Genomic DNA, 23,056 nt, shown 5'->3' on the forward strand with positions numbered 1-23,056 from the left:
AGCAGGCTTGCCGGGAGGGGCAACCGGGCGCCGGCAACGCAGGCCTGGCGGCGCCGGCTCAGTTGCGCCCGATATCCTGCAGGATGCGGGTCATCAGGTACAGGCGCGGCACGATCGAGTCCAGTTCGATGTACTCGTCACGGGCGTGATAGCCGAAGCCGGCCAGCCCGAAGCTTTCCACCACCGCGGGCTTGCCCGAGCGCGCGGCATAGCTGGCGTCAGTGGCGCCGCCGGTGCCTTCGGCCAGGGCCAGCGTGCGGCCGTCCAGCTCGGCGTAGATCTCCTGCGCGCGCTTGGCCAGCGCGCGGCCGCGCGCGTCGGCCACGAACGGCGGGCGGCCCTCTTCCATCGTCACCGTGGTCTGCGTCTCCGGCACCAGCTGGCCGGACTTGACCTTGTCCTGCAGCGCCACCTTCAGCTTCTCGGCGGCGCCGGCCGCGGTGGTGCGCACATCGCCGTAGGCGACAGCGCTTTCCGGGATCTGGTTGCGCACCGTGCCGGCCTGCGCCTGGGTCCAGTTCAGCTGCGAGCCCGGCACCAGGCTGGCGGTGTCGCGCGTCTGCTGCAGCTGGTGGGCGAGTTCGAGCAGCGCATTGCGGCCGCGCTCCGGCGCGGCGCCGGCGTGGGATGCGCGGCCCTTGACCTGCATCGTGGCGGTGGCGGTGCCGGAAGCGCCCAGCAGCAGCGACTCGGCCTTGACCACGTCCTTGGCCGCGGTCGGCTCGCACGACAGCACCACGTCGTGCTGCGCGGCCAGCGCGGCGATGGCTTCGCCGGAGCCGACCGAGCCGACCTCCTCGTCCGGGTTGAACAGCACCGTGATCTGCGCATAGTCGCGCCAGCCCTGGTTCTTCAGGATCTCCAGCGAGTGCAGGATCACGGCGATGCCGCCCTTGTCGTCGGCAATGCCCGGCCCGTACAGCCGGTTGCCTTCCTCGCGGATGGGCTGCGTGGCGAGGGTGTTGTCCGGATACACCGTGTCCATGTGGGCAATCAGCATGATGCGGCGCTTGCCGGTACCGGTGAAGGTGGCCTTGACCATGGTGCCCGGACCCTTGGTGACGGGCATGCGTTCAACCTTCGCGCCCAGCGCATGCAGGCGCTTCTCGGTATAGCCGGCCATCTGCGCCAGCCCCTTCGCGTTGGCGCTGCCGGATTCGATCGACACCATCTCCTTGAGCGACTGCACCAGCGCGGGCTGGGCCGACTGCGCGGCGGACAGCAGCGCGGCATCGGGCTGGGCGGCACTGGCCAGGGTACCGGCCCCGGCAAGCGTCAGGGCGGCGGCAACGGCAACGTGGCGAACGGAAAACGGCATGGAATCTCCTCGGATTGGTCTTGTTGGTGCCATGCCCCGGCGCACGGGCGGCGCCGCGGCACAACGGCACGATGCTAGCCCTTGCCAGAACCTTAGGGGAGGATCAATATCGCCAATCCGGATGCCGATCCCGCCACGGCATCCTGCCAACTCTTCGCGCCATGCACCCGACCACGCCCCCAGGCATGCCCGCCGCCATCGCGCCGCCGTCACAGAACATCCCGCTGCATGTCCGCCTGCTATGGCTGCCGCAAGCCATGCCGGGCAGCCTGTTCACCACGCTCGACGTGCTCCGCACCGTGGCCGGCGTCGCCAGCCTGCAGCGGCCCGACGCCGCGCCCACGCTGAGCTGGCAGCTGTGCGGCAGCAACGGGCGCACGCTGGCGGCGGACCTGCCGGGGCTGGTGTCCTCCACCCGGCGCGCACGGGCCGCGGACCGCCGCACGCTGCTGGTGATCCCGGCCCTGCTGGCCAGCAATGCGCTGCAGCTGGGCGAGATCGTGAAGCGCGATGCCGCGGCGCTGCGCCTGGTGGAACGCCATGCGCAGGCCGGCGGCTGGATCGCGGCGTGTTCGTCGGGGATGGTCTTTCCGCTGCAGCTGGGGCTGCTCGACGGCGCCAGGACCGGCGCGCCGTGGATGTACCAGAGCTGGATGATGCGCCAGTATCCGCATTGCGACCTGGGCAGCGACCAGGCCATGAGCGTGCACCAGCGTGTGTTCTCGTGCGTGGCGCCGGCGCTGCAGGTGGAATTCATGCTGCGCGTGCTGGGCCACCTGCACGACCCGGACCTGGCACAGGCGGCGTCGCGGCTGATGCTGTTCCAGCCCGAGCGCCAGCGCAGCGTGCCGGCACTGGTGTCGCAACGCTGGCTCAGCCGCACCGCCGACAGCCCGGTGTATCGCGCCATCCAATGGCTGCAGGATCATGTGTCCGAGCCCTACAAGCTGGCCGCGGTGGCCCAGGCGGCCGCGGTCAGCGAACGCACGCTGCTGCGGCATTTCCGCCAGGTCACCGGGCTGAGCCCGCTGGACTACCTGCACACCCTGCGCGTGGAGCGCGCACGCATGCTGCTGGAAGTCACGCTGCACGGCACGCAGGGCATTGCCGAAGCCTGCGGCTACAGCGACGCCGCCGCGTTCCGGCGGCTGTTCCAGCGCACCACGGGCATGTCGATGTCAGACTATCGCGCCCGCTTTGCGCTGCGGGCGCGGCGGCGCTACTGGCGCATGGAAGATGCCGCGGTACGGCGCGGCACCGGGGAGTGACCGCGCCCAGGGCAGCGCTCAGGTGCGCAAGGCGATGTGGTTGACCACGTTCTCAACGCCCTGCACGTACCATGCGTCGCGCTCGGCCTGGCGCCGCGTGTCCTCGCTGGCGACGCAGCCTTCCAGCGTCACCACGCGGTTCTCGGTGCGCGCGCTGACCTGGCCGGCATCGATGAAGGGATCAGTCTCCAGCACCAGCATCAGTGCCTCGGTGATTTCGTCGTCGCGGTCGGCTTCGGCGGGCGCTACCACCAGCTCATTGACCACGCAGCGGCAACCGCGCGACCACCAGGCCAGCACCCCTGCCAGGCGCATGTGCGACAGGCTGATTACCTGCCCCCACAGCGTGACCACGCCGTCGTGCACTTCCACTTCAATCCAGCCGCTGCGTTCGCCCACGGCTTCGCGCATGGCCTCGGGCTTGCCCTTGACGCGCGCGCAGATCCTGCAATTGCGGAAATCGATGGCATTGAGCAGGCGCTCGCACACCGCGTCGCGCAGTTCGCCGTCGCCTACCTGCATGCCGCCATTGGCCACGCGCAGGTGATCAATCACGCTGGTTACACCGTCCACGCGCCGCACCGTCGCCGCGGCCCGGGTCTTGTCGACGATATCGGCCACCTCGCCTTCCAGGATCAGCGCGCCGTCAGAAAGCCGCAACTGGATGGTGGGATGGAGGACATGACCCTGATAAGGCACATGCGCCAAGGCTGCGCGCGCCTGCGTCAGCACCGCTTCGCTACTCTGCATTTTGTTCGCCTCGCCCGATTGGTCTGGAGATGGAAGACGCGCGCCCCTGCCTGCAGGCGCGCCTTGCGCGGCGCCGCAGGCTCCTTCACCCCCGGGGCCTGGCAACCGCTTCCTCATTATAGGAAGCGGTCCGGGAACGGCTCAGGCCTCAGGCAGCGGCCGCCTCGCGCGCGCGGGCCACTTCCTGGTTGCGCAGGATAAAGCGCTGGACCTTGCCGCTGGGGGTCTTGGGCAGCTCGGCGACGAACTCGATCTCGCGCGGGTAGGCATGGGCGGCCAGGCGCTTGCGCACGTGCTGGCGCAGCGCCTCGGCCAGTTCCGGCGCGGCGCGATATTGCGGGTCCAGCACGACAAAGGCCTTGATCAGTTCGGTACGCTCCGGATCGGGCTTGCCGATCACCGCGGCCTCGACCACGGCCGGGTGCTCGATCAGCGCGCTTTCCACGTCGAACGGGCCCACGCGGTAGCCAGAGGTGGTGATGACGTCGTCGGCCCGGCCTATGAAGCTGATGCTGCCGTCGTCATTCAGCTCGGCGGAATCGCCGGTCAGGTAGTAGCCGCCGGCAAACCCGCTGGTGGGCGTGCCGTGATAGCCGCCGAACCAGCACATCGGCGAGCGCTTCAGGTCCAGCGCCAGCGTGCCCGGCCGGCCCGGCGGCAGTTCGCGCTGCTCATCGTCCACCACCACCACGCGGTGCCCGGGGCTGGCAAAGCCGGCCGCGCCCATGCGCACCGGATGCGCCAGCGCATGGTGGTTGCACAGCACCATGCCCAGCTCGGTCTGGCCGTAGTGGTCGTGGATGGTCACGCCCAGCTCGCTGGCAAACCAGCGGATCACTTCCGGGTTGAGCGGCTCGCCCGCGCTGCTGACCGCGCGCAGCCGCCCGCGCAGCGGGCCTGACACGGCCTCGCCCGCGGCGATCAGCAGCCGGTATGCCGTGGGCGAGCCGGCCAGGTTGGTGATGCCGTACTTGCGGATCACACGGCATGTGCTCTCCACGGTGAACGGGCCATCGTAGAAGGTGGTGGGATGGCCCAGCGCCAGCGGGCCCGTGACCGCGTAATACAGGCCATAGGCCCAGCCCGGATCGGCCAGGTTCCAGAAAGCGTCTTCCGCGCGCAGGTCGACCGCGTCGCTCATATAGCCGGCAAACGCGGCAATGGCCTTGAGCGGCACCAGCAGCGGCTTGGCCGGGCCGGTGGTGCCGGAGGTGAACATCATCAGGAAGGGGGCGTCGCCCCGGCGCGGCACCGGCTCGAACGACGCCGGCTGGCGTTCCAGTTCGGCCCAGAAGCTGAAGTCGCCGCGCACCAGGCCGCGGCCCTTGTCGCCGGCCACGGTGACGATGGCGGGACAGCCATCCACGTCATCCAGCTTGGGGCGGTTGGCGCCATCGGTGACCACCACCTTCGCGCCGGACGCATTGAGCCGGTGCTCGATGGCCTTGGGGCCGAAGGCCGTGAACAGCGGCTGGTACACCGCGCCGGCGCGCCAGGTGCCGAGAATCGTCACCAGCAGTTCCGCATTGCGCGGCAGCAGGCCCGCCACGCGGTCGCCCGGCTGCACGCCCTGCACCTTCAGGAAGCCGGCAAACTGCGCGGACAGTGCCTGCAACTCGGTAAAGGTCCAGCTGCGCGAATTGCCGTCTCGCCCTTCCCAGAACAGCGCGATACGGCCCGGCAGCGCGTGGCGGTCGCAGCATTCGACGCAGGCGTTCATTGCCTCCTGGCTGCCGTGCAGTTGCCGTGCCACGGCGTCGTCATAGGAAAATCCGTCGAAGGCTTGGGCGTAGTCGCGCATGATGTCTCCTGTATTCCGGCTGGTGCCTTTTGGTAGGTGGCCGCTGCGCGCGGGGTGCCGGCGCGCAACGGCTGCCGCAAGAGTGTGCGCGAGCGCCACGGGAGCAGGCAATAACCGATTCCGCCAGCGCGGCTGACGGTTTTTGCCATCCCTGCCGTGAACCCTGACGCACCTCCGGGCACCCTTGACGCGGCACCGCCCGGCGCCGACGATACGGGCATCGCCGCCAGGAGACAGCGCATGTGCACCAACTACGCCCCGGTCCAGAGCCGGATCCTGCGCGAGATCTTCGGCGTGGAACCGCCGCCGGGGCTGTACAAGGCTGAAACCTATCCGGACTACGCGGCGCCGATCGTGCGCGCCGCGGACGATGGCACGCGCAGTGGCGCTCTGGCCTCGTTCGGCATGGTGCCGCGCCCGCGCATCCCGCCCGGCGCACGGCGCTTTGACACCACCAATGCCCGCAGCGAGACCGTGGGCGAACGCCCCGCCTTTGCGCGCTACTGGCGCCAGGGCCAGCTGTGCCTGGTGCCGGCCACGGCGTTCTATGAGTTTGCATATCCCGAAGATGCAGCGCCCGGCGGCCCACCCGGCAAGCCGGTGCGCTGGCGCGTCTGGCTGCCCGGCGAGCCGGCCTTCGGCATTGCGGGCCTGTGGCGCAGCTGGCCGGACCAGTCGCTGTCCTTCACCATGCTGACCATCAACTCGGCCCAGCACCCGGTGATGCAGCGCTTTCACAAGCCGGGCGAGGAAAAGCGGTCAGTGGTGATCGTGCCGCGTGAACAGTGGGACGACTGGCTCGCCTGCCGCGATCCCGAGGTCGCGCGCACCTTCCTGACGCTCTGGCCCGCAGACGCCATGCGGGCCGAACCGGCGCCCAAAGTGCAGGGAGCGCCAATCCCCGACTCGGAGTAAGCGCGCCGCTATCGCCGCCCCGGCCGCAGGCGCGCTTCCCTGCAAGGCGGCTCAGAAGCGATAGGTAACGCTGCCCACCACCGTGCGGCGCGCGCCGAAGTAGCAGTCACCGCGCGCCAGGCAGGTGGTCAGGAATTGCTTGTCGAACAGGTTGCTGGCATTCAGCGAGACGCGCAGCGGGCCGTGGTCATAGGCAATCATCGCGTCGTAGAGCGTGACGCCGCCCACCCGGTTCTGGTCGGCACCGTCATAGCTGGGACCGACATAGCGCACCCCGCCGCCGGCGACAAAGCCCGGCACGCCAAACAGCTTGAAGCGATAGTTGGCCCACAGCGACGCCATGTTCGACGGCGTGCTCGCCAGCTTCTTGCCCACCTCGGCCGGCGTGCCGTCGATCACGCGCGCATCCAGGTAGGTATAGGTTGCGATCAGGTCCAGCCGGCTGGACAGCGAGGCCAGTGCCTCAACCTCGATGCCGCGCGTACGTGCCTCGCCCACCTGGACTGAATCGGGAATGCCGTTGACCACGCCGGCGGTCTTGCGGTTCTTCTCGCGCATATCGAATGCGGCAATGGTCAGCGTGGCGTTCTTGCCCGGCGGCTGGTACTTGATCCCCGCCTCCCACTGCGAACCGCGCAGCGGCTTGAAAGCCTGGTTGGCCTTGTTGAAGCCGGCCAGCCCCTGGAACGACTCGGAATAGCTGACGTACGGGTTGAGGCCGATGTCCGAGCGGTACATCAGGCCAGCACGCTTGGTCAGCTCGCTGTCGTCGCGGCTGGCCGAGGGCGTGTTGTCCTGCGCGGCGCGCGACCAGTCATAGCGCAGCCCCAGCATCAGCAGCCACTTGTTCCACGACAGCTGATCCTGCACGTACAGGCCGGTCTGCGCCTGCGTGGCGGGGTTCAGGTCGCGCGTGCCCGGCAGGGTGAAATTGCCGTAGACCGGGTTGAACACATTGAGCGGCGCGGCCGTGCCCCCCACCCCGGCGCGCCCCGTGATCTCTGAGTGCTGGTAGTCGACGCCGGTCAGCAGCGTGTGCTGGACCGGGCCGGTGCGGAAGTTGGTCTGCGCCTGGGTATCGACCGCGAACGAGTTCAGCGTGGGCTGGTTCAGGTAGACCGTGCGGCGCATCAGCGTATCGCTGCCCGGCACCCAACCGTGGCCGGCGCCGTTGAAACCGGCCGCGTAGATGCTGCGGTAGTCCACCGTGCTGTGCGAATAGCGCAGGTTCTGCCGCACCGTCACGGTGTCGTTGAACTTGTGCTGGAACTCATAGCCCACCGACGCCTGCTCGGCGTTGTAGCGGTCGAAGCCGGGCTCGCTGATAAACAGGTGATCGGGGATCTGGCCGGCCGGGTTGGCCTGCAGCGTGCCCCGCCAGGGGAAGAAGCCGACCGAGGTCCCGCTTTCATCGCGCTGGAAGTTGGCCAGCAGCGTGAGCGAGGTGTCCTGGCTCGGGCGCCACGTCAGCGAAGGCGCGATCAGGTAGCGGTTGTCCTTGACGTAGTCCACCTGCGTGTCGCTGTCGCGCGCCAGCGCCACCAGCCGGTACAGCCACTTGCCGTCCGCATCGAGCGGGCCGGTCAGGTCGGCCTGCACCTGCTTGCGGTTGTAGTTGCCGAACTGCACCCCGATCTCGCGCGCCGCCTCAGCCTGCGGGCGTTTGCTGACCAGGTTCAGGATGCCGCCGACCGCGCCCTGCCCGAACAGCATCGACGACGGCCCGCGCAGCACGTCGATGCGTTCCAGCGCGTAAACATCGGGCCGCACGTTGTTGTAGAAGCCGACCTGGTTCAGCAGGCCGTCGCGGTACTGCGTGAACTCGGTGCCCCGGAACCGGCCCCAGTCGCCGCGGGCGTCGTTGCCGAACGGCCCGGCATAGACGCCGGCGCTGTAGCCGATGGCCTGCTGCACGCTCTGCGCGCCTTGCGCCTCCATCCGGTCGCGCGTGATGACGGTGATCGACTGGGGCGTCTCCATCACCGGGGTGTCGGTCTTGGTGGCGGTGGCGCTGCGTTTTGCCACGAAGCCATGAACCGGGCCGGTGGCGGTTTCGTCGTCGCTGCCGGCGCGGATCGTGACGGCCGGCAGTTCTGCCGCGGCACTGGCCGTTGCCGGCGCAGGCACTTCGCCGGATTGGGCAAACACGCCACCGGCCTGCAGGCTCAATACAAGGGTGGTCAGCGAAAGGCCGCGCGGGGTGACAAGCGCGGGGCGGGCAAAGCGCGGCTTTGCCTGCTTGGTCGGGTGGAAATACATCACTCAGGGATCGGAAGGTAGCTACCCCGCAGGCGCGGCGTGGCAAGTGGAAAATTCTGATTACGAATGCGAATAATTCGTAATTACAACAGAATTGTAGCCTGAATGTGTCAGAAGCGAGACATTTTCTATTCGCACCGGATGCTGCCTCGGCGCTAAGCCAGACGAAGGAAGTGTTGGGCAGTCCCCGGCCTCAGTGGCCAGCCCCCCAAGCCAATCAGCCGGCCTGCAGCCGGCCCAGCAACCGCCGCCCCGCCTCGATCACCGCCGCATCCGGCTGCATCTGGTAGCGCACGATCATGCCTTCGATGCACAGCATCGCTTCCTCGGCCACCGCTTGCGGCTGGTCCAGGCCCAGGCGCGTGGCGATGTCGGCGACGAATGCGGCCAACTCGGCCTTGTGCGCCGCGGCCTGTTCGGCCGCGCGCGCGTCGCCGCCCGCCTCGGCCACCACGTTGATAAAGGCGCAGCCACGGAAGTCTCGGCCGAACCAGTCCGCCAGCGCGTCGGCAATCACGTCCAGGTGCGGGCGCGCGGCCAGCCGGGCTTCCACGTCCTGCCGGAACCACGTCATCCACTCGTCATGGCGGCGGTCCAGGAACGCCGAAATCAACTCGTTCTTGGAGGCGAAATGGCGGTAGAGCGACATCTTGGCGACGCCGGATTCGGCAATGATCTTGTCGATGCCGGTGGCGCGGTAGCCCCCCTGGTAGAACAGGCGGGCAGCGGTGTCGAGGATGCGGTCGCGGGCGGAAGGCGTGGCCATGGTGGCGGCGTAGTCGGTAAAGGTGCGCGGCCGGACAGCGCCCTGCGCCGCCCTGCCTCTCTATAGGTCGATACTATGACAGACAGACCTGTCTAGCAAACCTGGCCCGCTCAGGCCTCCAGCTTCGCCTCCGCATCACGCAGCGCCGTACGCAGGCCCTCTTCCACCACCGGGTGGTAGAAAGGCATGCCCAGCATCTGCCCGATGGTCAGGCCCTGCTGGTACGACCACGCCAGCAGGTGGGCGATGTTCTCGGCACGCGGGCCGGTCCATTCCGCGCCCAGGAAGCGGCCCGTGGCCTTGTCGGCATAGACATGCATCAGGCCGCGGTTCTTCAGCATCACGCGGCTGCGGCCCTGGTCCTCGAAGCTGACCTCGCCGGTCACGAACGTGCCTTCGGCCAGGTCGGCGTAACGCTGGCCGACCATCGCGATCTGCGGGTCCGTGAACACCACCGCGATCGGCGCGCGCCGTGCCAGCGGCTTCACTTGCGGATAGCTGGCGGCGTTCTCGCCCGCGGCCTTGCCCTCGTCCGCGGCCTCATGCAGCAGCGGCAGGATGTTGTTGGCGTCGCCGGCAATGAATACCGGTGCATTGCCGCACTGGAGCGTGCGCGCATCGAACAGCGGCACGCCGCGCGCATCCAGCGCCAGGCCGGCATTTTCCAGGCCCAGGCCGCGCACATTGGGCACGCGGCCGGTGGCGACCAGCGCATAGTCGAAGCGCTCGGTCACGCTGCGGCCTTCGCGGTCCAGGTAAGTCACCACCACCTGGTCGCCGTCGCGGGCCATGTCGGTCACCCTGGCGTCCGGATCGAGATAGAACTCGCCGTTGAAGGTCTTCGCCGCGTAGGCGCGGATCACGGGATCAGTCAGCGGCCCGAGCGAGCCGCTGACGCCGAACACGCGCACCCGCACGCCAAGGCGCGACAAGGCCTGGCCAAGCTCCAGCCCGATCACGCCGGGGCCGAACGCCACCACGCTGGCGGGCAGGTCTTCCCAAGCGAACACATCGTCATTGACGATCAGGCGATCGCCGAACACCTGGAACGGCGCCGGCAGCATCGGCGTGGAGCCGGTGGCAATGACCACGCGGCTGGCACGCACGGTGGTGTGCCCATCCACTTCCAGCGTGGTGTTGTCGATAAAGCGGGCATAGCCGCGGACGCGGTCGGCTTCGGGGATGTTCTCCACGCCGCGCACCACGAAGCCGACAAAGCGGTCGCGCTCGCTGCGCACGCGGGCCATCACCTCGCGGCCATCGATGCGGACCTCGCCATCCACGTGCACGCCGAACGGCGCAGTGTGGCGCAGTTCGTGCGCGGCCTCGGCGGCAGCGATCAGCAGCTTGGAGGGCATGCAGCCCACCCGGGCGCAGGTGGTGCCGTACGGGCCGCCTTCGATGATCACGGCGCGCTTGCCCGCGGCAATCGCGGCACGGTAGGCGGCAAGGCCGGCGGTGCCTGCGCCGATCACGGCGACGTCGGTCTGGATGGTGGTCATGGCGGTCAATTCCTTTGTCTTGATGGCGTCAAGCTGGTGTCAATCAGCGGGCTGGATGGGGCCGCCATGCCGGGCAAGGCGACCCCATCGGGTCCGGCGACTGCCGGTCCCCGGGTGCGGGATGAAGGCAGAATCGGCTTACTTGCCCAGGTACTGCTGCAGCGCCTCGGCGCCGCCGATGAGCTTGCCGTTGATAAAGACCTGCGGTGCGGTCATCTCGCCCGACACGGCGCCCAGCACCTTGCCGCGCACCTTGTTGTCCAGCGGCACGTCGATATAGTCGAAGCCGTTGTCGTCAAGCAGTTGCTTGGCCTTGGCGCAGAACGAGCAGCCGACCTTGGAGAACACCACCACCTGGTCCGGCTTGCGCGCGTCCGGGGCGATATGGGCCAGCATGGTGTCGGCGTCGGACACCTTGAACGGGTCGCCCGGCTCTTGCGGTTCGATGAACATCTTCTGCACCACGCCGTCCTTGACCAGCATCGAATAGCGCCAGCTGCGCTTGCCGAAGCCCAGGTCGGCCTTGTCCACCAGCATGCCCATGCCTTCGGTGAATTCACCGTTGCCGTCGGGGATCATGGTGATGTTCTCGGACTCCTGGTCCTTGGCCCATTCGTTCATCACGAAGGTGTCGTTGACGGACACGCACAGGATGTCGTCCACGCCGTGCTTCGCGAACACCGGGGCCAGCTCGTTGTAGCGCGGCAGGTGGGTCGACGAGCAGGTCGGCGTGAAGGCGCCCGGCAGCGAGAACACGACCACGGTCTTGCCGTTGAACAGCTCGCCGGTGGTGACGGTCTTCCACTCGTTGTCTTCACGCATGCGGAAAGCGACATTGGGAACGCGTTGGCCTTCACGGGATTGCAGCATCAGTTCACTCCTTGGTCTGGATCGGGTTGGTTTCGGCTGCGGGTTGCAGCGAAGGCCCCATTCTGTAGACCGGGATGTGATTTGTACAATTCATCGTTTTAACCACGACGATTGCCTTACGCTATTGACTCGGCATAGCCATCCCCTATTGCGCCGGCCCTTGCACTTCATCCGCGGGCACGCAAAAGCATATTTTTTCGGCAAATACCGGCGAGTGCCCTATCATGCGGCATCCACTCAGACTCCCGTTTTGTCCGCAATGACCCGACCTTGCCGCCTGCCGTCTCTCTGCCGATGGGCCCCGATGCTCGCGCTGTCGCTGGTGCTGGCGCACCCCGCGCAGGCGCAAACCCTGAAGAAACCGGCGCTGGATGCGCTGGTCTCCGGCACCCGAACGGCGGCCCAGGCCGACCTGCAGGCATTCATGGCCGCCGCGGCCAGGGCCGAGCCTTCCGTGGCGCCGGCCGTGGCGGCGTGGCAGGCCCGGTCGCCACTGGCCGGCGACAACCTGGTCAATATCGGCCGCCTGCTGGGCGTCTACAACCGCGTCCGCAACGAGGCCGCGGTGATCGACGCCATCGGCAGGATGGTGGCGCTGCGCACCGTGCGCGACGAGAAAATCCCGCAGCACGAGAACCCCGCCATCATCGAGTTCGGCAAGATGATCGAGGCCATGGCGCGCGACTTCGGGCTGGCCTACCGCAATGTCGACAACCGGGTCTTCGAGGTCACGCTGCCCGGCGGCGGCAAGGATACCTTCGGCATCCTGACCCACGCCGACGTGGTGCCCGCGGTGGCCGAGGAATGGGTACTGGAGGACGGCACCAGGCTGGATCCGTTCCGCATGACGCGCGTGGGCGACACGCTGTACGGGCGCGGCACCATCGACGACAAGGGCTCGATCGCCGCGGTCATGTATGCCATGAAGACCGTCAAGGAAAGCGGCGTGCCGCTGGAGCGCACCATCCGCCTGATGATCGAGACCACCGAGGAAACCGGCGGCGACGGCATGAAATACTACCGCCAGCACACCACCCTGCCCGAGTACAACGTCGTGCTCGACAGCAAATACCCCGCGGTGGTGGCGGAGAAAGGCGCGGGCACGCTGACCGTTTCCTTCGGCATCAAGGCGGCGGACGACAAGAGCGCGCAAGGCAAGTCCGACCGGAAGGGACCTGCCATCGTTGCCATGCGCGGCGCGGTCTCGGCCAACGCCATCCCCGAGACCGCCACCGCGCGCATTGCCGGCGGCGATGCTGCCGCCGTCGCTGCCGCGCTGGAACAGGCACGCGCTGAATTCCTGCGCCGCCACACCCCGCGCGGCAAGTTCTCCATCGACGTGAAGCGCGCCGGCAACGACGTGGAAGTGAAGGTCACTGGCGCCTCGGCGCACGGATCGCGCCCTGAGGAAGGGGTCAACCCGCTGCCGCGGCTGGCGCTGTTCCTGCAGGCCAGCGGCGTGCAATTTGCCGAGAACCACTACCTGAACGCGGTCCGCTACCTGAACGACCTGTACGGGCTGGATTACCTTGGCACCAGGATGGAGGTGGCCTACCGGGACCCGTTCATGGGCCCGCTGACCATGTCGCCCACGCTGGTGCGCGAGCGCGGCGAATACGTCGACGTGGTCACCAACGTGCGCATGCCGCGTGGCCGCACGCCGGACGAGCTGGGCGGCAAGATCACCAAGCGCATCTTCGGCTGGGCCGCCACCCATGGGCCAGTCGAAATCAAGTACGACCAGGGCAACTGGATGGCGCGCGATCCCAAGGGCGCGTGGCTGTCCACGCTGCTGAATATCTTTGGCGATACCACCGGGCTGGAAGCCAAGCCGGTTTCCACCGCCGGCAGCACCACCGCCAAGCTGATGCCCAATGCCATCAACTTCGGGCCGGCCATGCCGGGCAAGAAATACACTGCGCACAACGCGCGCGAGTACAAGGAAGTGGCCGACCTGAACCTGGATATGCAGATGTTCACCGAGATGCTGGTGCGGATCGGGAACCTGGCCAAGATGCAGTAACGAGGGTTTCAGGCGTGTCCCTCTACGCTTGTGTGCTCCCTCTCCCCTCATGGGGAGAGGCCCGGGGTGAGGGGTGGTCCAGCTAGGAACCACATCAAGCGGGGCCTTCGGTTTTAGGACCCAACAGCTTCACAACTCCAGTTCACTCAACCCCGCATGTTCATCCGGCCGCCGGCCCAGTGGCCAGTGGAACTTGCGGTCCGCCGCCTTGATCGGCGCATCGTTGATGCAGGCAAAACGCCTGCGCATCAGCCCCGCCTCATCGAACTCCCAGTTCTCATTGCCGTATGACCGGTACCAGTTGCCGGAATCGTCGTGCCATTCATAGGCAAAGCGCACGGCGATGCGGTTGCCGTCGTGCGCCCATAGCTCCTTGATCAGCCGGTAATCCAACTCCTTCTGCCACTTGCGCTGCAGGAAGGCGACGATGTCGGCACGGCCATTGACGAATTCCGCACGGTTGCGCCAGGCGCTGTCGACGGTATAGGCCAGCGCCACGCGCTCTGGGTCGCGGCTGTTCCAGCCATCCTCGGCGGCACGGACCTTGGCGATGGCGGATTCACGCGTGAATGGGGGCAACGGCGGACGGATTTCGGCTTGTGCGGACATGCGGAGGCTCCTTTGCTGAAACAGGGTGAATCAGATGGAAGAACAGGCTGCTCAATATGATACAGACCTGTCTCATTATTGATAGACAGATCTGTCTTGTCAAGGCAGGATACCGGGCAGAATTCAAAAGCAAGACCCGGAGTGCCAGGTGCACGCGGGCGGCCTAAAGTTGGCACCATGCAAGCGAGAGAAAGGAGACCCGCGGTGAGCATCAGCCAGATACAGCGCCCCGAAATGGCCGTGGCAGGGCCGCGCCGGCCAATACTGCCAGCGCGCGGCACGGCGCGGGGGCATAGGCACGAAGCCGATATCGCCACCCGCGTCGATGGCACCGACTGGGCCGCCATTGCACGCGAGCTCGACGACTACGGCTGCGCCGCGATCCGCGGCCTGCTGTCGGCAGCCGAATGCGACGCGCTTGCCGCCGGCTATGCGCAGGACGCGTTGTTCCGCTCTCGCATCGAGATGCGCCGGCACGGCTTTGGCCAGGGCGAGTACAAGTACTTCCACTACCCGCTGCCCGACACCGTGGCCGCAATGCGCACGGCGCTGTATCCGCACCTGGTGCCGGTGGCCAACCGCTGGAACGCCGCCATGGGCATCGATGTGCGTTATCCCGCCGCGCACGCCGATTATCTTGCCCGCTGCCACGACGCCGGCCAGTTGCGCCCGACGCCCCTGCTGCTGCGCTACGGCCCCGGCGACTACAACTGCCTGCACCAGGACCTGTACGGCGAGCACGTATTCCCGCTGCAGGTCGCCATCCTGCTGTCCGAGCCGGGCCGCGACTTTACCGGCGGAGAATTTGTGATGACCGAGCAGCGGCCGCGCATGCAGTCGCGGGCCGAGGTGGTGACGCTGCACCAGGGCGATGCCGTGGTCTTCGCCGTCAGCCAGCGCCCGGTGCAGGGCAGCCGCGGCAGCTACCGCGTGAACCTGCGGCATGGCGTCAGCCGGCTGCACGCGGGCCAGCGCTACACGCTGGGCATCATCTTCCACGACGCCACGTGAGGTATCCCATGACCCGTCCCACAGAACAACCGGAAGTCAGCACCATCGAACGCGACCCGCGCTGGGCTCGCGTGCTGGCGCGCGATCCGGGCGCCGACGGTGCCTTTGTCTATGCGGTCAAGACCACCGGCGTGTACTGCCTGCCGAGCAGCCCGTCGCGCCTGCCGCATCCGGCCAATGTCGAGTTCTTCGACAATGCCGCCGCGGCCGAAGCCGCCGGCTACCGGCCCAGCCGACGTGCCGCCGCGCCTGCGCTGGCGGCCCGGCACGCAGCCATCGTGGCCGACGCCTGCCGCCGCATCGAGGCCGCCGACACCCTGCCCACGCTGCCCGAACTGGCCAACGCAGCGGGCGTCAGCCCCTATCACTTTCACCGCCTTTTCAAGGCCGCCACCGGCCTGACGCCGCGTGCCTATGCCGCCGCGCATCGCGCCAGGAAACTCCGCGAGCAACTGGGCACCAGCGACTCCGTGACCGAGGCAATCTACGACGCCGGCTTCGGCTCCAACAGCCGCTTCTACGAAACCTCGGACGCAGTGCTGGGCATGACCCCGTCGCGCTACCGCGCAGGCGGGGCCGACACCGATATCCGCTTTGCCATCGGCCAGTGCTCGCTGGGCGCGATCCTGGTGGCCCAGAGCGAGCGCGGTGTCTGCGCGATCCTGCTGGGCGACGATCCCCAAACGCTGTTGCAGGACCTGCAGGACCAGTTCCCGCGCGCCAACCTGATCGGCGGCGATGCGCAGTTCGAGCAACTGGTGGCGCAAGTGGTGGGCTTTATCGAGGCACCTTCAATCGGCCTGGCGCTGCCGCTGGATGTGCGCGGCACCGCGTTCCAGCAGCGTGTATGGCAGGCCCTGCAAGAGATCCCCGCGGGCAGCACCGCCAGCTATGCCGAGATCGCGGCCCGCATCGGCGCGCCGCGTGCGGTGCGCGCGGTGGCGCAGGCCTGCGCCGCCAACCACCTGGCGGTGGCCATTCCCTGCCATCGCGTGGTGCGCAGCGACGGCAACCTGTCGGGCTACCGCTGGGGCGTGGCGCGCAAGCGCGAGTTGCTGGAGCGCGAGGCGCAAGCCTGAGTGGCCCGCGCTCAGCGCGCCACGGCTGCCTGCACCCGAGCCAGGTAGTCGTGGATCTGCGCCACCACCGCCGCGCCCTCGCCTACCGCCGCGGCGACCCGCTTGGTCGATCCCGCCCGCACGTCGCCGATGGCAAACACGCCCGGCACGTTGGTCTGCAGCGGATACGGCACCGCCGACGCGCAGCCCAGCTCGCCGCCGCCGGTGCGCACGAAGCCCTTGTCATCGACCTCGACGTTGCAGGTGCGCAGCCACGACGCATTGGGATCGGCGCCGATGAACAGGAACAGGTGCCGCACGTCCATCGTGACCGGGGCCGGGCTTTCCGCCCGGCATTCGTAGCGCACGGAACTGAGCCACCCTTCCCCCGCCAGCGCGCTGATCTGCGCGTGCGTGTGCAGCGTGATATTGGGCAGCGAACCGATGCGGTCGATCAGGTAGCGCGACATGGTGGCGGCCAGCCCCGGCCCGCGCACCAGCATATGCACGTGCGCCGCGTGCGAGGCCAGGTAGACCGCTGCCTGCCCGGCCGAATTGCCGCCGCCCACCAGCATCGCCGGCTCGTTCTTGCACAGCTTGGCCTCCACCGGCGAAGCCCAGTAGTAGACACCACGCCCTTCAAAGTGCTCCAGCGCGGCGATGTCCGGGCGACGGTACTGCGCGCCGGTGGCAATCACCACGGTGTGGGTCGGGATCATGCGGCCATCGGCCAGCTCCAGCCGGATCGGGTCCGCGCCGCAATGCAGTGCCTTGACCTCCAGCGGGATGGCGATATGCGCGCCGAACTTCAGTGCCTGCACGAACGCGCGCCCGGCCAGCGCCTGTCCGGAGATGCCGGTGGGAAAGCCAAGATAGTTCTCGATCCGCGCACTCGCACCCGCCTGCCCGCCCGGCGAGCGGCAATCGATCACCGCCACCGACAAGCCTTCGGATGCGGCATACACGGCCGTGGCCAGCCCCGCAGGCCCGGCGCCGACCACCACCACGTCATAGACATGGACCGGATCGAACTCCGGCAACAGCCCCAGGCACGAAGCCAGCTGCCCTTCGTCCGGCGCGCGCAGCACGCGGCCGTCGGCGCAGATCACCAGCGGGAAGTCGCTGGCGGGCGCGTTGGCGTAGTCGAGCAGCAATGAGCAGTCGCGTTCGGCGTCGATATCGATAACCGTATGCGGGTAGCCGTTGCGCCGCAGGAAGGCTTGCAGTGCCACCAGCTGCGGCTCGGTGCCGTGGCCGACCAGCACCGGCCCGCTGCCGAATTCGATCAGCCCCACGCGGCGCAGGATCAGCGCGCGCATGATGCGCTCGCCCAGTTCGGCCTCGGCCACCAGCAGGGCGCGCAGCCGCTCTGGCGTGATCACATAGCCCTGGGTATCGGTCACGGCCACGCCGTCGACCAGCGCCGGGCGGCCGCTGAGCGTGCCGACCTCGGCCAGGAAGTGGCCGGCGCCCTGCTCGGTGATCTGGTGCTCGCGGCCCAGCCCGTCGCGCCGCATCAGGCGCACGCGGCCGCTGCCGATCAGGTACATGCCCCGGCCCGTATCGCCGATGGCAAAGAGCTTCTCGCCCGCGCGCCAGCTCTGCGGCGTGCCAAAGCGGCGCACGCGCGCCATGTCGTCGGCGCCGAGCTGCGGGAACATCTGGTGCCAGCGTGACTCCAGCGTGGAATACGGCGCCTCCAGGCCGCCGCCGGCCTCCGGGCCGGTGTCCTCATCCGGGGCCATTGCCTCCGACTGCGAAATCGCCATGCTCCCTCCCCGTCTGGACCCGCGCCTGCCCTGGGCACATCTTCCCGGTTGCGCGCGGCCTATCGATAGTAGACGGCTGCGCGCAGAATGCGAGAATCGCACGGCGCAGTTGCGGATTGCGCTGGCTTGGGATTGAATGAGCGCCTCGGCGTGTCGGCATTCGCCGTCACCTTCAGCAAAAAACCAGTCTTGATGCAATCCAACCATGATTCCGACGCCAGCCAGGCTGGCGACCGCCCCGCCCGTCCGGCATTGCGCCCCCTGACGCCCGTCGAAGGCCGCGTGCTCGGCGTGCTGGTCGAAAAACAGCACACCGTGCCCGATACCTACCCGCTGTCGCTCAATGCGCTGGCCTCGGGCTGCAACCAGAAGACCGCCCGCGCCCCGGTGATGAACGTCAGCGAGGCCGATATCCTTGAAGCCATCGATGGCCTCAAGGGCCTGAGCCTGGTCTTTGAAGGCAGCAGCAGCCGCGTGCCGCGCTTCGAGCACAATATGCAGCGCGTGCTGGCCGTGCCCAGCCAGTCCGTCGCACTGCTGGCCATGCTGCTGCTGCGCGGCCCGCAGACCGCGGCGGAGCTGCGCCTGAACACCGCGCGCCTGCACGGCTTTGCCGATATCTCGTCGGTCGAGGCCTTCCTTGACGAACTGGCCAGCCATGCGCCGCCCTTTGTCGTCCGGCTGCCGCGCGCGCCGGGCGCACGCGAAAATCGCTGGATGCACCTGCTGAGCGGCGAAGTGAGCGCCGCGGCGGACGCCGACGATGCCGACCGCACCACCGGCGGCGCCACCGCCGCGCCGGGCGAACTCGAACAGCTGCGCGCCGAACAGCAGGCCCTGACCGAGAAGGTGGCGAAGCTGCAAAGCCTGGTCGAACACATGGCCGGCCAACTCGGCATCCCTGTCGACGAGTTTCTCGACTGACACCGCGCCTGCGTCATGGCTGACGGTACCGACCACCCTGCTGTTAGCCAGCATTGGTGGTTGGAGGATATTGCTGGCGGTTAATTGCGTTATTACCTCGCGAAGGCGAGCCACAGGCTCAGACCCCAGCGCGGCAGACGGCTTGCCGTCCGACCTGCCCGATAACCCGGATGTCGCCTATCCTTTGCTCAGGACCGCAAACTGGACAGGGAGACCGGCGCAGCCATGGACAAGACAGCCTTTGTATTTGCGGGCGGCGGCAGCCTGGGTGCGATCCAGGTCGGCATGCTGCGCGAACTGGCGGCTTGGGGCGTGATGCCCGATATCGTGATCGGCGCCTCGGCCGGCGCCATCAACGGCGCCTACTTTGCCTGCAATCCGGGCGTGGCCGGCGCCGGCCGGCTTGACGCGCTGTGGCGCGGCATCCGGCGCTCGGACATCCTGCCGTGGAGCTGGCGCAGCGTCTGGAGCATGTTCGGCGGCAACCGCGGCCACCTGGTGGAGGCGGCCGGGCTGCGCCGACTGCTGGCGCAGCACTTCGGCACGCTGCGGCTGGAAGCAGCGGAACTGCAGCTGCACGTGGTGGCCACCGACATGCACAGCGGCGACGAAGTCTTGCTGTCCAGCGGCAGCATAGTCGACGCGGTGCTGGCCAGCGCGGCCATCCCCGGCGTGTTCCCGCCGGTGCAGTTCGAGGGCCGCACGCTGATCGATGGCGGCGTGGCCAACAACACCCCGGTATCCACCGCGATCGCACTTGGTGCCACGCACGTGATCGTGCTGCCCGCGGGCTTTACCTGTGCGGAGCGCCGCCCGCCGCGCGGCGCGCTGGAGCATGCGTTCAATGCGCTCTCGCTGCTGGTGGCGCGCCAGCTCGTGCACGACCTGCAGCACTTCGCCGACCGCGCGCAGATCAGCGTGGTGCCGCCGCTGTGCCCGCTCGACATCTCGCCCTACGACTACTCCAAATGCGGCGAGCTGATCGACCGCGCCGCGGCCACCACCGCGCAATGGCTGCAAGGCAAGGGGCTTGACAGCCAGCGCATACCGGGCGCGCTGGCGCCGCATTCGCACGACGAAGCGACGCCCAGCTGCAGCGCCGACATCCCGGCGGCGGCGCCCCACTGACGCCGCTCAGCGCCGGGTGGAAGTACCCGAACGGATTGTGCCGCGCCGCATGCTGGCCGCCCTGGTACCGCCCTCATCGACGCGGATCAAGGCAAGCCCACCCCGCCCGCGCGCCAGGCTGCGCTCTGGCAGCCATTGCTACAATCCGACAGATGTCCACCCAAGCCGAACGCAGCGCCAGCACCCGCCAGTCCCTGATCGACGCCGCCGTGACCTTGCTCGTCGAGCAAGGCTATGCGGCCTTTTCAGAAGCGCGCGTGTGCGAACTGGCCGGCAGCAGCCGCGGCTCGCTGCGGCACCATTTCCCCGAAGGCCGCTATGACCTGCTGCCAGCCATGCTCACCTGGCTGCTGGAGCGCGAGGCGGCGCGCCTGGCCGCGCTGGGCCCGCTCAGCCCCTCGCTGTGCCTGCACCTGATGCTGCATATCCTGGCGACCCGCCCACAGCGGCATACCTCGCTCGCCATACTGGAGGTGTGGATGGCAACGCGTGGCGACGCGCGCCTGGCCACCGCCGTGCGCGCGCCGCTGGAGGCTGTGCCGCAGATGCTGTTCGGCCTGCCGCCGGACGCGCCGCCGGAGCCGGAATGGCTGGCGCTGCGCTGTTTCCTGCACGGCGCCACGCTGCACAGCTTCGCGCCGGACTACGACGGCCAGGGCTTGTCCGAAGCGGTGCGCTGGCTGATCGCGCGCCTGCCGGCCCCGGCGGGGCTGGACGCCTTGCTGGCGCGCTTGCACGCAGACTAGTTGTAGAGCGCCGGATCAGGGCAGCCGCGCCAGCAACCGGTCGCCCAGCGTGGGCGGCAGCGCCAGGCGCCCTGCCTTGCCAGGCGCCGCGGCATCGAAGACCACGGCCTGGCCGTCCCAGCTGAGCCGCACCGGCCCGCTGCTGTTGAAGGTGCGCTGGGCCAGCACGCGGTCGCGCTCCACGCCGTAGATGCGCAGCAACACCCGCTCCCGACCCAGATAGCAGTATTCCGCTGCGTAGCGCGCGGCGGCATCCAACGACGGCAGGTGCCGGCAGTTATGCGCGCCGGCGCGCTCCCAGGCGCCGTGGCCATAGGCGATGGCGGTCCAGATACCGCCGAGCGCCAGCAGCCGCCCCGCGGTCACCAGTGCCAGGCGCTGCGCGCGGGCCTTGCGCCCGTCCGGGGTCGCCATCACGTGCGACACCGCGCGATACAGCGCCAGCCCCAGCAGCAGCATGGTCACCGCCGCCAGATGGAAATAAAACGCCGACTCCGGCATTGACGCCATGATCTGACCCATGCCCGCTCCCGGAAAATATCGTCAAACTAACCGTCCTGCCGAATATCAGAATCCGGCGTCCGCGCCGTCATATAAAAACGCACCGCATTAATCGGCGTCATTAGTTCCAGAATATTGAAAAGCGGCGCCCTGATATATCTGAGCATAATCAACCGACCGCACCGGGCCAATCCGGTGTATTCCCGCACCGGAGCTGCCGGCGACCGCCGCCATCTTATTTTTCCGATGGCAGCGCCGCCAGCAGGGCGAGCAGCCGCGCCACCGTCGGCGCCACGATCGCGGCCAGCGCAGCGGCGTTGGCGGCATCGCCGTCGCTGGCGGCATGCTCCAGGCGCTGGGCAAGAGCACGCAAGGCATGGCAGCCGACGTAGTGGGCAGATGCCTTGAGCCGGTGGGCGACGCTGCGCACGGTGTCCAGCGCACCGTCAGCGGCGCGCAACTGCGCCAGGTCGGCCTGCGCCGAGGTGACCAGGGCGTGCACCAGCTCAGCGGCAAAGGCGCGGTTGCCGAAGGTCTGCGACGCGATGGCTGGCCCGATTCCCGCGGCCTCGCGGGGGGACAGCGCCAGGTAGCGCTGGCGGGCCAGCATGGCGACGATGGCCGCTTCGGTCACCGGCTCGCGCAGGCAGGCGATCACACCTTCGTCCGCGCCGGGCACCGGCACCGCGTCGGCCGGCAGCACCACGGCGCAGACCGGGCCGGTGGCACGCCAGGCGCGCAACAGGCTGTCAGGGATCTCGGTGGCGGCGCCGGCTATCACCAGGCCGATGTCTGCGGCGGCGTCCGGCGCGGGCGTGTCGGTGTGCACATCAAAGCCGAGATCGCGCAGGATCGGGGCAACCCCGGCGACCCAGCGCGTGTCGCCGGGCGTGGCAAGCAGCAACGCGCCGGTCATGCGCCGCTTCTCAATGCGAGTCGAATCACGGGCAGCATGCTAGCCGATCGCGATATGGTGGCGCCGCGCAAAGTCGATGACATCGACAATCGATTTTGCCCCGAGTTTTTCCATGGCCCGGGTCTTGTGGGTGCTGACCGTCTTGTTGGAAATAAACAGGGTTTCGCCGATTTCCTTGTTCGACATGCCCTTGGCAAGCATCTGCATGACCACCAGTTCCTTGTCGGAAAGACTGGCCAGGCGCGCGGCTTCGTCGGCGTGGCCGGCGTTGTTGCCGCGGTCGGTTTCCGGCATCACCGTATAGCCGGCCAGCACGGACTCGGTGCAGCGCACGATCTCGGCCAGTTCCTGGGTCTTGCTGACAAAACCATGCGCGCCGACCTGGCGCGCGCGCGGGGCAAACGTGTTCTGGTCCTGGCCGGAAATGACCAGGATGCGCACGGCGGGGTGGCAGGCCTTGAGGCGGGGGATCACGTCCAGCCCGTTGATCTTCGGGATGTCCAGGTCCAGGATCACCACGTCGGGGGTGTACTGCCGCACGATCTCGATGGCGGCCTGGCCATTGTCGGCCTCAAGCACATGGGTGATGCCCAGCACCTGGGAAAAGTGCGTCTTTAGCACCACCCGCACGGGCGGGTGGTCGTCGACGATCAGGATTGTGGTCAAAACTTGAACTCCATAACAGGCGCCCTGATGTCCGGGCGCCCATGCACATCATTTTGCTCAGCATTTGTGCCGGAGGGCACCGGAAATTTCCGAGCGCGGGCTTGCTTCTTCCGAAAACCCGGCTGGTTTTGCAGGCCTGGCGCAATGCGGACCATGGCAGTTGCGCAATCCAATCATAACGCTGCCGCCACAGCTGAAAAACCACGTCGCCGGACCATGGCAGGGGGTACCGGAAGGTTTTGTTTTGGACCTGCCT

General features: G+C 68.1%; 20 protein-coding genes. 8 read left to right on the forward strand and 12 right to left on the reverse strand.

Going from position 1 to position 23,056, the window contains the following annotated elements; translation table 11 throughout:
• Positions 1 to 58: 58 nt before the first annotated feature.
• A complete protein-coding gene (locus tag AC3WRR_RS19500) occupies positions 59 to 1,318 on the reverse strand; it encodes a M20/M25/M40 family metallo-hydrolase (protein ID WP_058697027.1) in 1,260 nt (419 codons plus the stop codon).
• Positions 1,319 to 1,503: 185 nt separating this feature from the next.
• Between AC3WRR_RS19500 and AC3WRR_RS19505 the strand changes: the two genes are divergently transcribed.
• Positions 1,504 to 2,586, forward strand: coding sequence for a GlxA family transcriptional regulator (locus AC3WRR_RS19505; RefSeq protein WP_010812448.1), 1,083 nt, complete (start codon positions 1,504 to 1,506; stop codon positions 2,584 to 2,586).
• Positions 2,587 to 2,604: 18 nt separating this feature from the next.
• Here AC3WRR_RS19505 and AC3WRR_RS19510 read toward each other — a convergent pair whose 3' ends face one another.
• Together AC3WRR_RS19510 and AC3WRR_RS19515 are read right to left on the reverse strand one after the other, a co-directional pair.
• Positions 2,605 to 3,336 (reverse strand): BON domain-containing protein, encoded by a 732-nt coding sequence (locus tag AC3WRR_RS19510; RefSeq protein WP_010812447.1) that lies wholly within the window; start codon positions 3,334 to 3,336, stop codon positions 2,605 to 2,607.
• Between the two features lie 148 nt (positions 3,337 to 3,484).
• Positions 3,485 to 5,137 carry an AMP-binding protein gene (locus tag AC3WRR_RS19515; RefSeq protein WP_492297882.1) on the reverse strand — a complete coding sequence of 551 codons (1,653 nt, stop codon included), beginning with the start codon at positions 5,135 to 5,137 and terminating at the stop codon, positions 3,485 to 3,487.
• Positions 5,138 to 5,377: 240 nt separating this feature from the next.
• On the opposite strand from AC3WRR_RS19515, the gene AC3WRR_RS19520 reads away from it, so the two are divergent.
• The gene (locus tag AC3WRR_RS19520; protein WP_010812445.1) at positions 5,378 to 6,052 is read left to right on the forward strand and encodes an SOS response-associated peptidase; all 675 of its coding nucleotides are present in this window, start codon (positions 5,378 to 5,380) and stop codon (positions 6,050 to 6,052) included.
• 51 nt (positions 6,053 to 6,103) lie between these two features.
• On the opposite strand, the gene AC3WRR_RS19525 is transcribed toward AC3WRR_RS19520, so the two are convergent.
• The 4 genes from AC3WRR_RS19525 to AC3WRR_RS19540 form a co-directional block, all read right to left on the reverse strand.
• Complete coding sequence (locus tag AC3WRR_RS19525; protein WP_011617009.1) at positions 6,104 to 8,311, reverse strand: TonB-dependent siderophore receptor; 2,208 nt, start codon at positions 8,309 to 8,311, stop codon at positions 6,104 to 6,106.
• Between the two features lie 217 nt (positions 8,312 to 8,528).
• Positions 8,529 to 9,077, reverse strand: coding sequence for a TetR/AcrR family transcriptional regulator (locus AC3WRR_RS19530; RefSeq protein WP_011617008.1), 549 nt, complete (start codon positions 9,075 to 9,077; stop codon positions 8,529 to 8,531).
• A 110-nt stretch (positions 9,078 to 9,187) separates the two neighbouring features.
• Complete coding sequence (locus tag AC3WRR_RS19535) at positions 9,188 to 10,579, reverse strand: dihydrolipoyl dehydrogenase (protein WP_010812442.1); 1,392 nt, start codon at positions 10,577 to 10,579, stop codon at positions 9,188 to 9,190.
• Positions 10,580 to 10,717: 138 nt separating this feature from the next.
• Complete coding sequence (locus tag AC3WRR_RS19540) at positions 10,718 to 11,449, reverse strand: glutathione peroxidase (RefSeq protein WP_010812441.1); 732 nt, start codon at positions 11,447 to 11,449, stop codon at positions 10,718 to 10,720.
• 304 nt (positions 11,450 to 11,753) lie between these two features.
• Here AC3WRR_RS19540 and AC3WRR_RS19545 point away from each other — a divergent pair, with 304 nt between their 5' ends.
• Positions 11,754 to 13,472: a dipeptidase gene (locus AC3WRR_RS19545; RefSeq protein WP_492297884.1), complete on the forward strand. Its 1,719-nt coding sequence runs from the start codon at positions 11,754 to 11,756 to the stop codon at positions 13,470 to 13,472.
• Positions 13,473 to 13,601: 129 nt separating this feature from the next.
• Here the strand turns inward: AC3WRR_RS19545 and AC3WRR_RS19550 are convergent, their stop codons facing one another.
• Entirely contained in the window at positions 13,602 to 14,081 is a 480-nt protein-coding gene (locus AC3WRR_RS19550) for a nuclear transport factor 2 family protein (protein ID WP_010812439.1), read from the reverse strand.
• A 234-nt stretch (positions 14,082 to 14,315) separates the two neighbouring features.
• Between AC3WRR_RS19550 and AC3WRR_RS19555 the strand changes: the two genes are divergently transcribed.
• Both AC3WRR_RS19555 and ada read left to right on the forward strand, forming a co-directional pair.
• Positions 14,316 to 15,092, forward strand: a complete 777-nt coding sequence (locus tag AC3WRR_RS19555) for a 2OG-Fe(II) oxygenase (protein WP_371258385.1) — start codon at positions 14,316 to 14,318, stop codon at positions 15,090 to 15,092.
• A gap of 8 nt (positions 15,093 to 15,100) precedes the next feature.
• Positions 15,101 to 16,171 (forward strand): bifunctional DNA-binding transcriptional regulator/O6-methylguanine-DNA methyltransferase Ada, encoded by a 1,071-nt coding sequence (gene ada, locus AC3WRR_RS19560; protein WP_492297886.1) that lies wholly within the window; start codon positions 15,101 to 15,103, stop codon positions 16,169 to 16,171.
• 11 nt (positions 16,172 to 16,182) lie between these two features.
• Here the strand turns inward: ada and AC3WRR_RS19565 are convergent, their stop codons facing one another.
• A complete protein-coding gene (locus AC3WRR_RS19565) occupies positions 16,183 to 17,919 on the reverse strand; it encodes an FAD-dependent oxidoreductase (protein ID WP_010812436.1) in 1,737 nt (578 codons plus the stop codon).
• Positions 17,920 to 18,111: 192 nt separating this feature from the next.
• On the opposite strand from AC3WRR_RS19565, the gene AC3WRR_RS19570 reads away from it, so the two are divergent.
• The 3 genes from AC3WRR_RS19570 to AC3WRR_RS19580 all read left to right on the forward strand — a co-directional run bounded on the left by AC3WRR_RS19570 (position 18,112) and on the right by AC3WRR_RS19580 (position 20,717).
• Positions 18,112 to 18,843, forward strand: coding sequence for a YceH family protein (locus AC3WRR_RS19570; RefSeq protein ID WP_010812435.1), 732 nt, complete (start codon positions 18,112 to 18,114; stop codon positions 18,841 to 18,843).
• Positions 18,844 to 19,068: 225 nt separating this feature from the next.
• Complete coding sequence (locus tag AC3WRR_RS19575) at positions 19,069 to 19,971, forward strand: patatin-like phospholipase family protein (RefSeq protein WP_010812434.1); 903 nt, start codon at positions 19,069 to 19,071, stop codon at positions 19,969 to 19,971.
• Between the two features lie 152 nt (positions 19,972 to 20,123).
• Positions 20,124 to 20,717: a TetR/AcrR family transcriptional regulator gene (locus tag AC3WRR_RS19580; protein WP_492297888.1), complete on the forward strand. Its 594-nt coding sequence runs from the start codon at positions 20,124 to 20,126 to the stop codon at positions 20,715 to 20,717.
• A 15-nt stretch (positions 20,718 to 20,732) separates the two neighbouring features.
• Here the strand turns inward: AC3WRR_RS19580 and AC3WRR_RS19585 are convergent, their stop codons facing one another.
• The 3 genes from AC3WRR_RS19585 to AC3WRR_RS19595 form a co-directional block, all read right to left on the reverse strand.
• On the reverse strand, positions 20,733 to 21,239 hold the full coding sequence (locus tag AC3WRR_RS19585) for a hypothetical protein (RefSeq protein WP_010812432.1): 507 nt from the start codon (positions 21,237 to 21,239) through the stop codon (positions 20,733 to 20,735).
• A 214-nt stretch (positions 21,240 to 21,453) separates the two neighbouring features.
• A complete protein-coding gene (locus AC3WRR_RS19590) occupies positions 21,454 to 22,134 on the reverse strand; it encodes an Hpt domain-containing protein (protein ID WP_011617002.1) in 681 nt (226 codons plus the stop codon).
• Between the two features lie 39 nt (positions 22,135 to 22,173).
• The gene (locus AC3WRR_RS19595) at positions 22,174 to 22,800 is read right to left on the reverse strand and encodes a response regulator (RefSeq protein ID WP_492297890.1); all 627 of its coding nucleotides are present in this window, start codon (positions 22,798 to 22,800) and stop codon (positions 22,174 to 22,176) included.
• Positions 22,801 to 23,056 lie beyond the last annotated feature (256 nt).

The sequence above is a fragment of the Cupriavidus sp. FW305-3-2-15-C-LB2 genome (assembly GCF_058787575.1).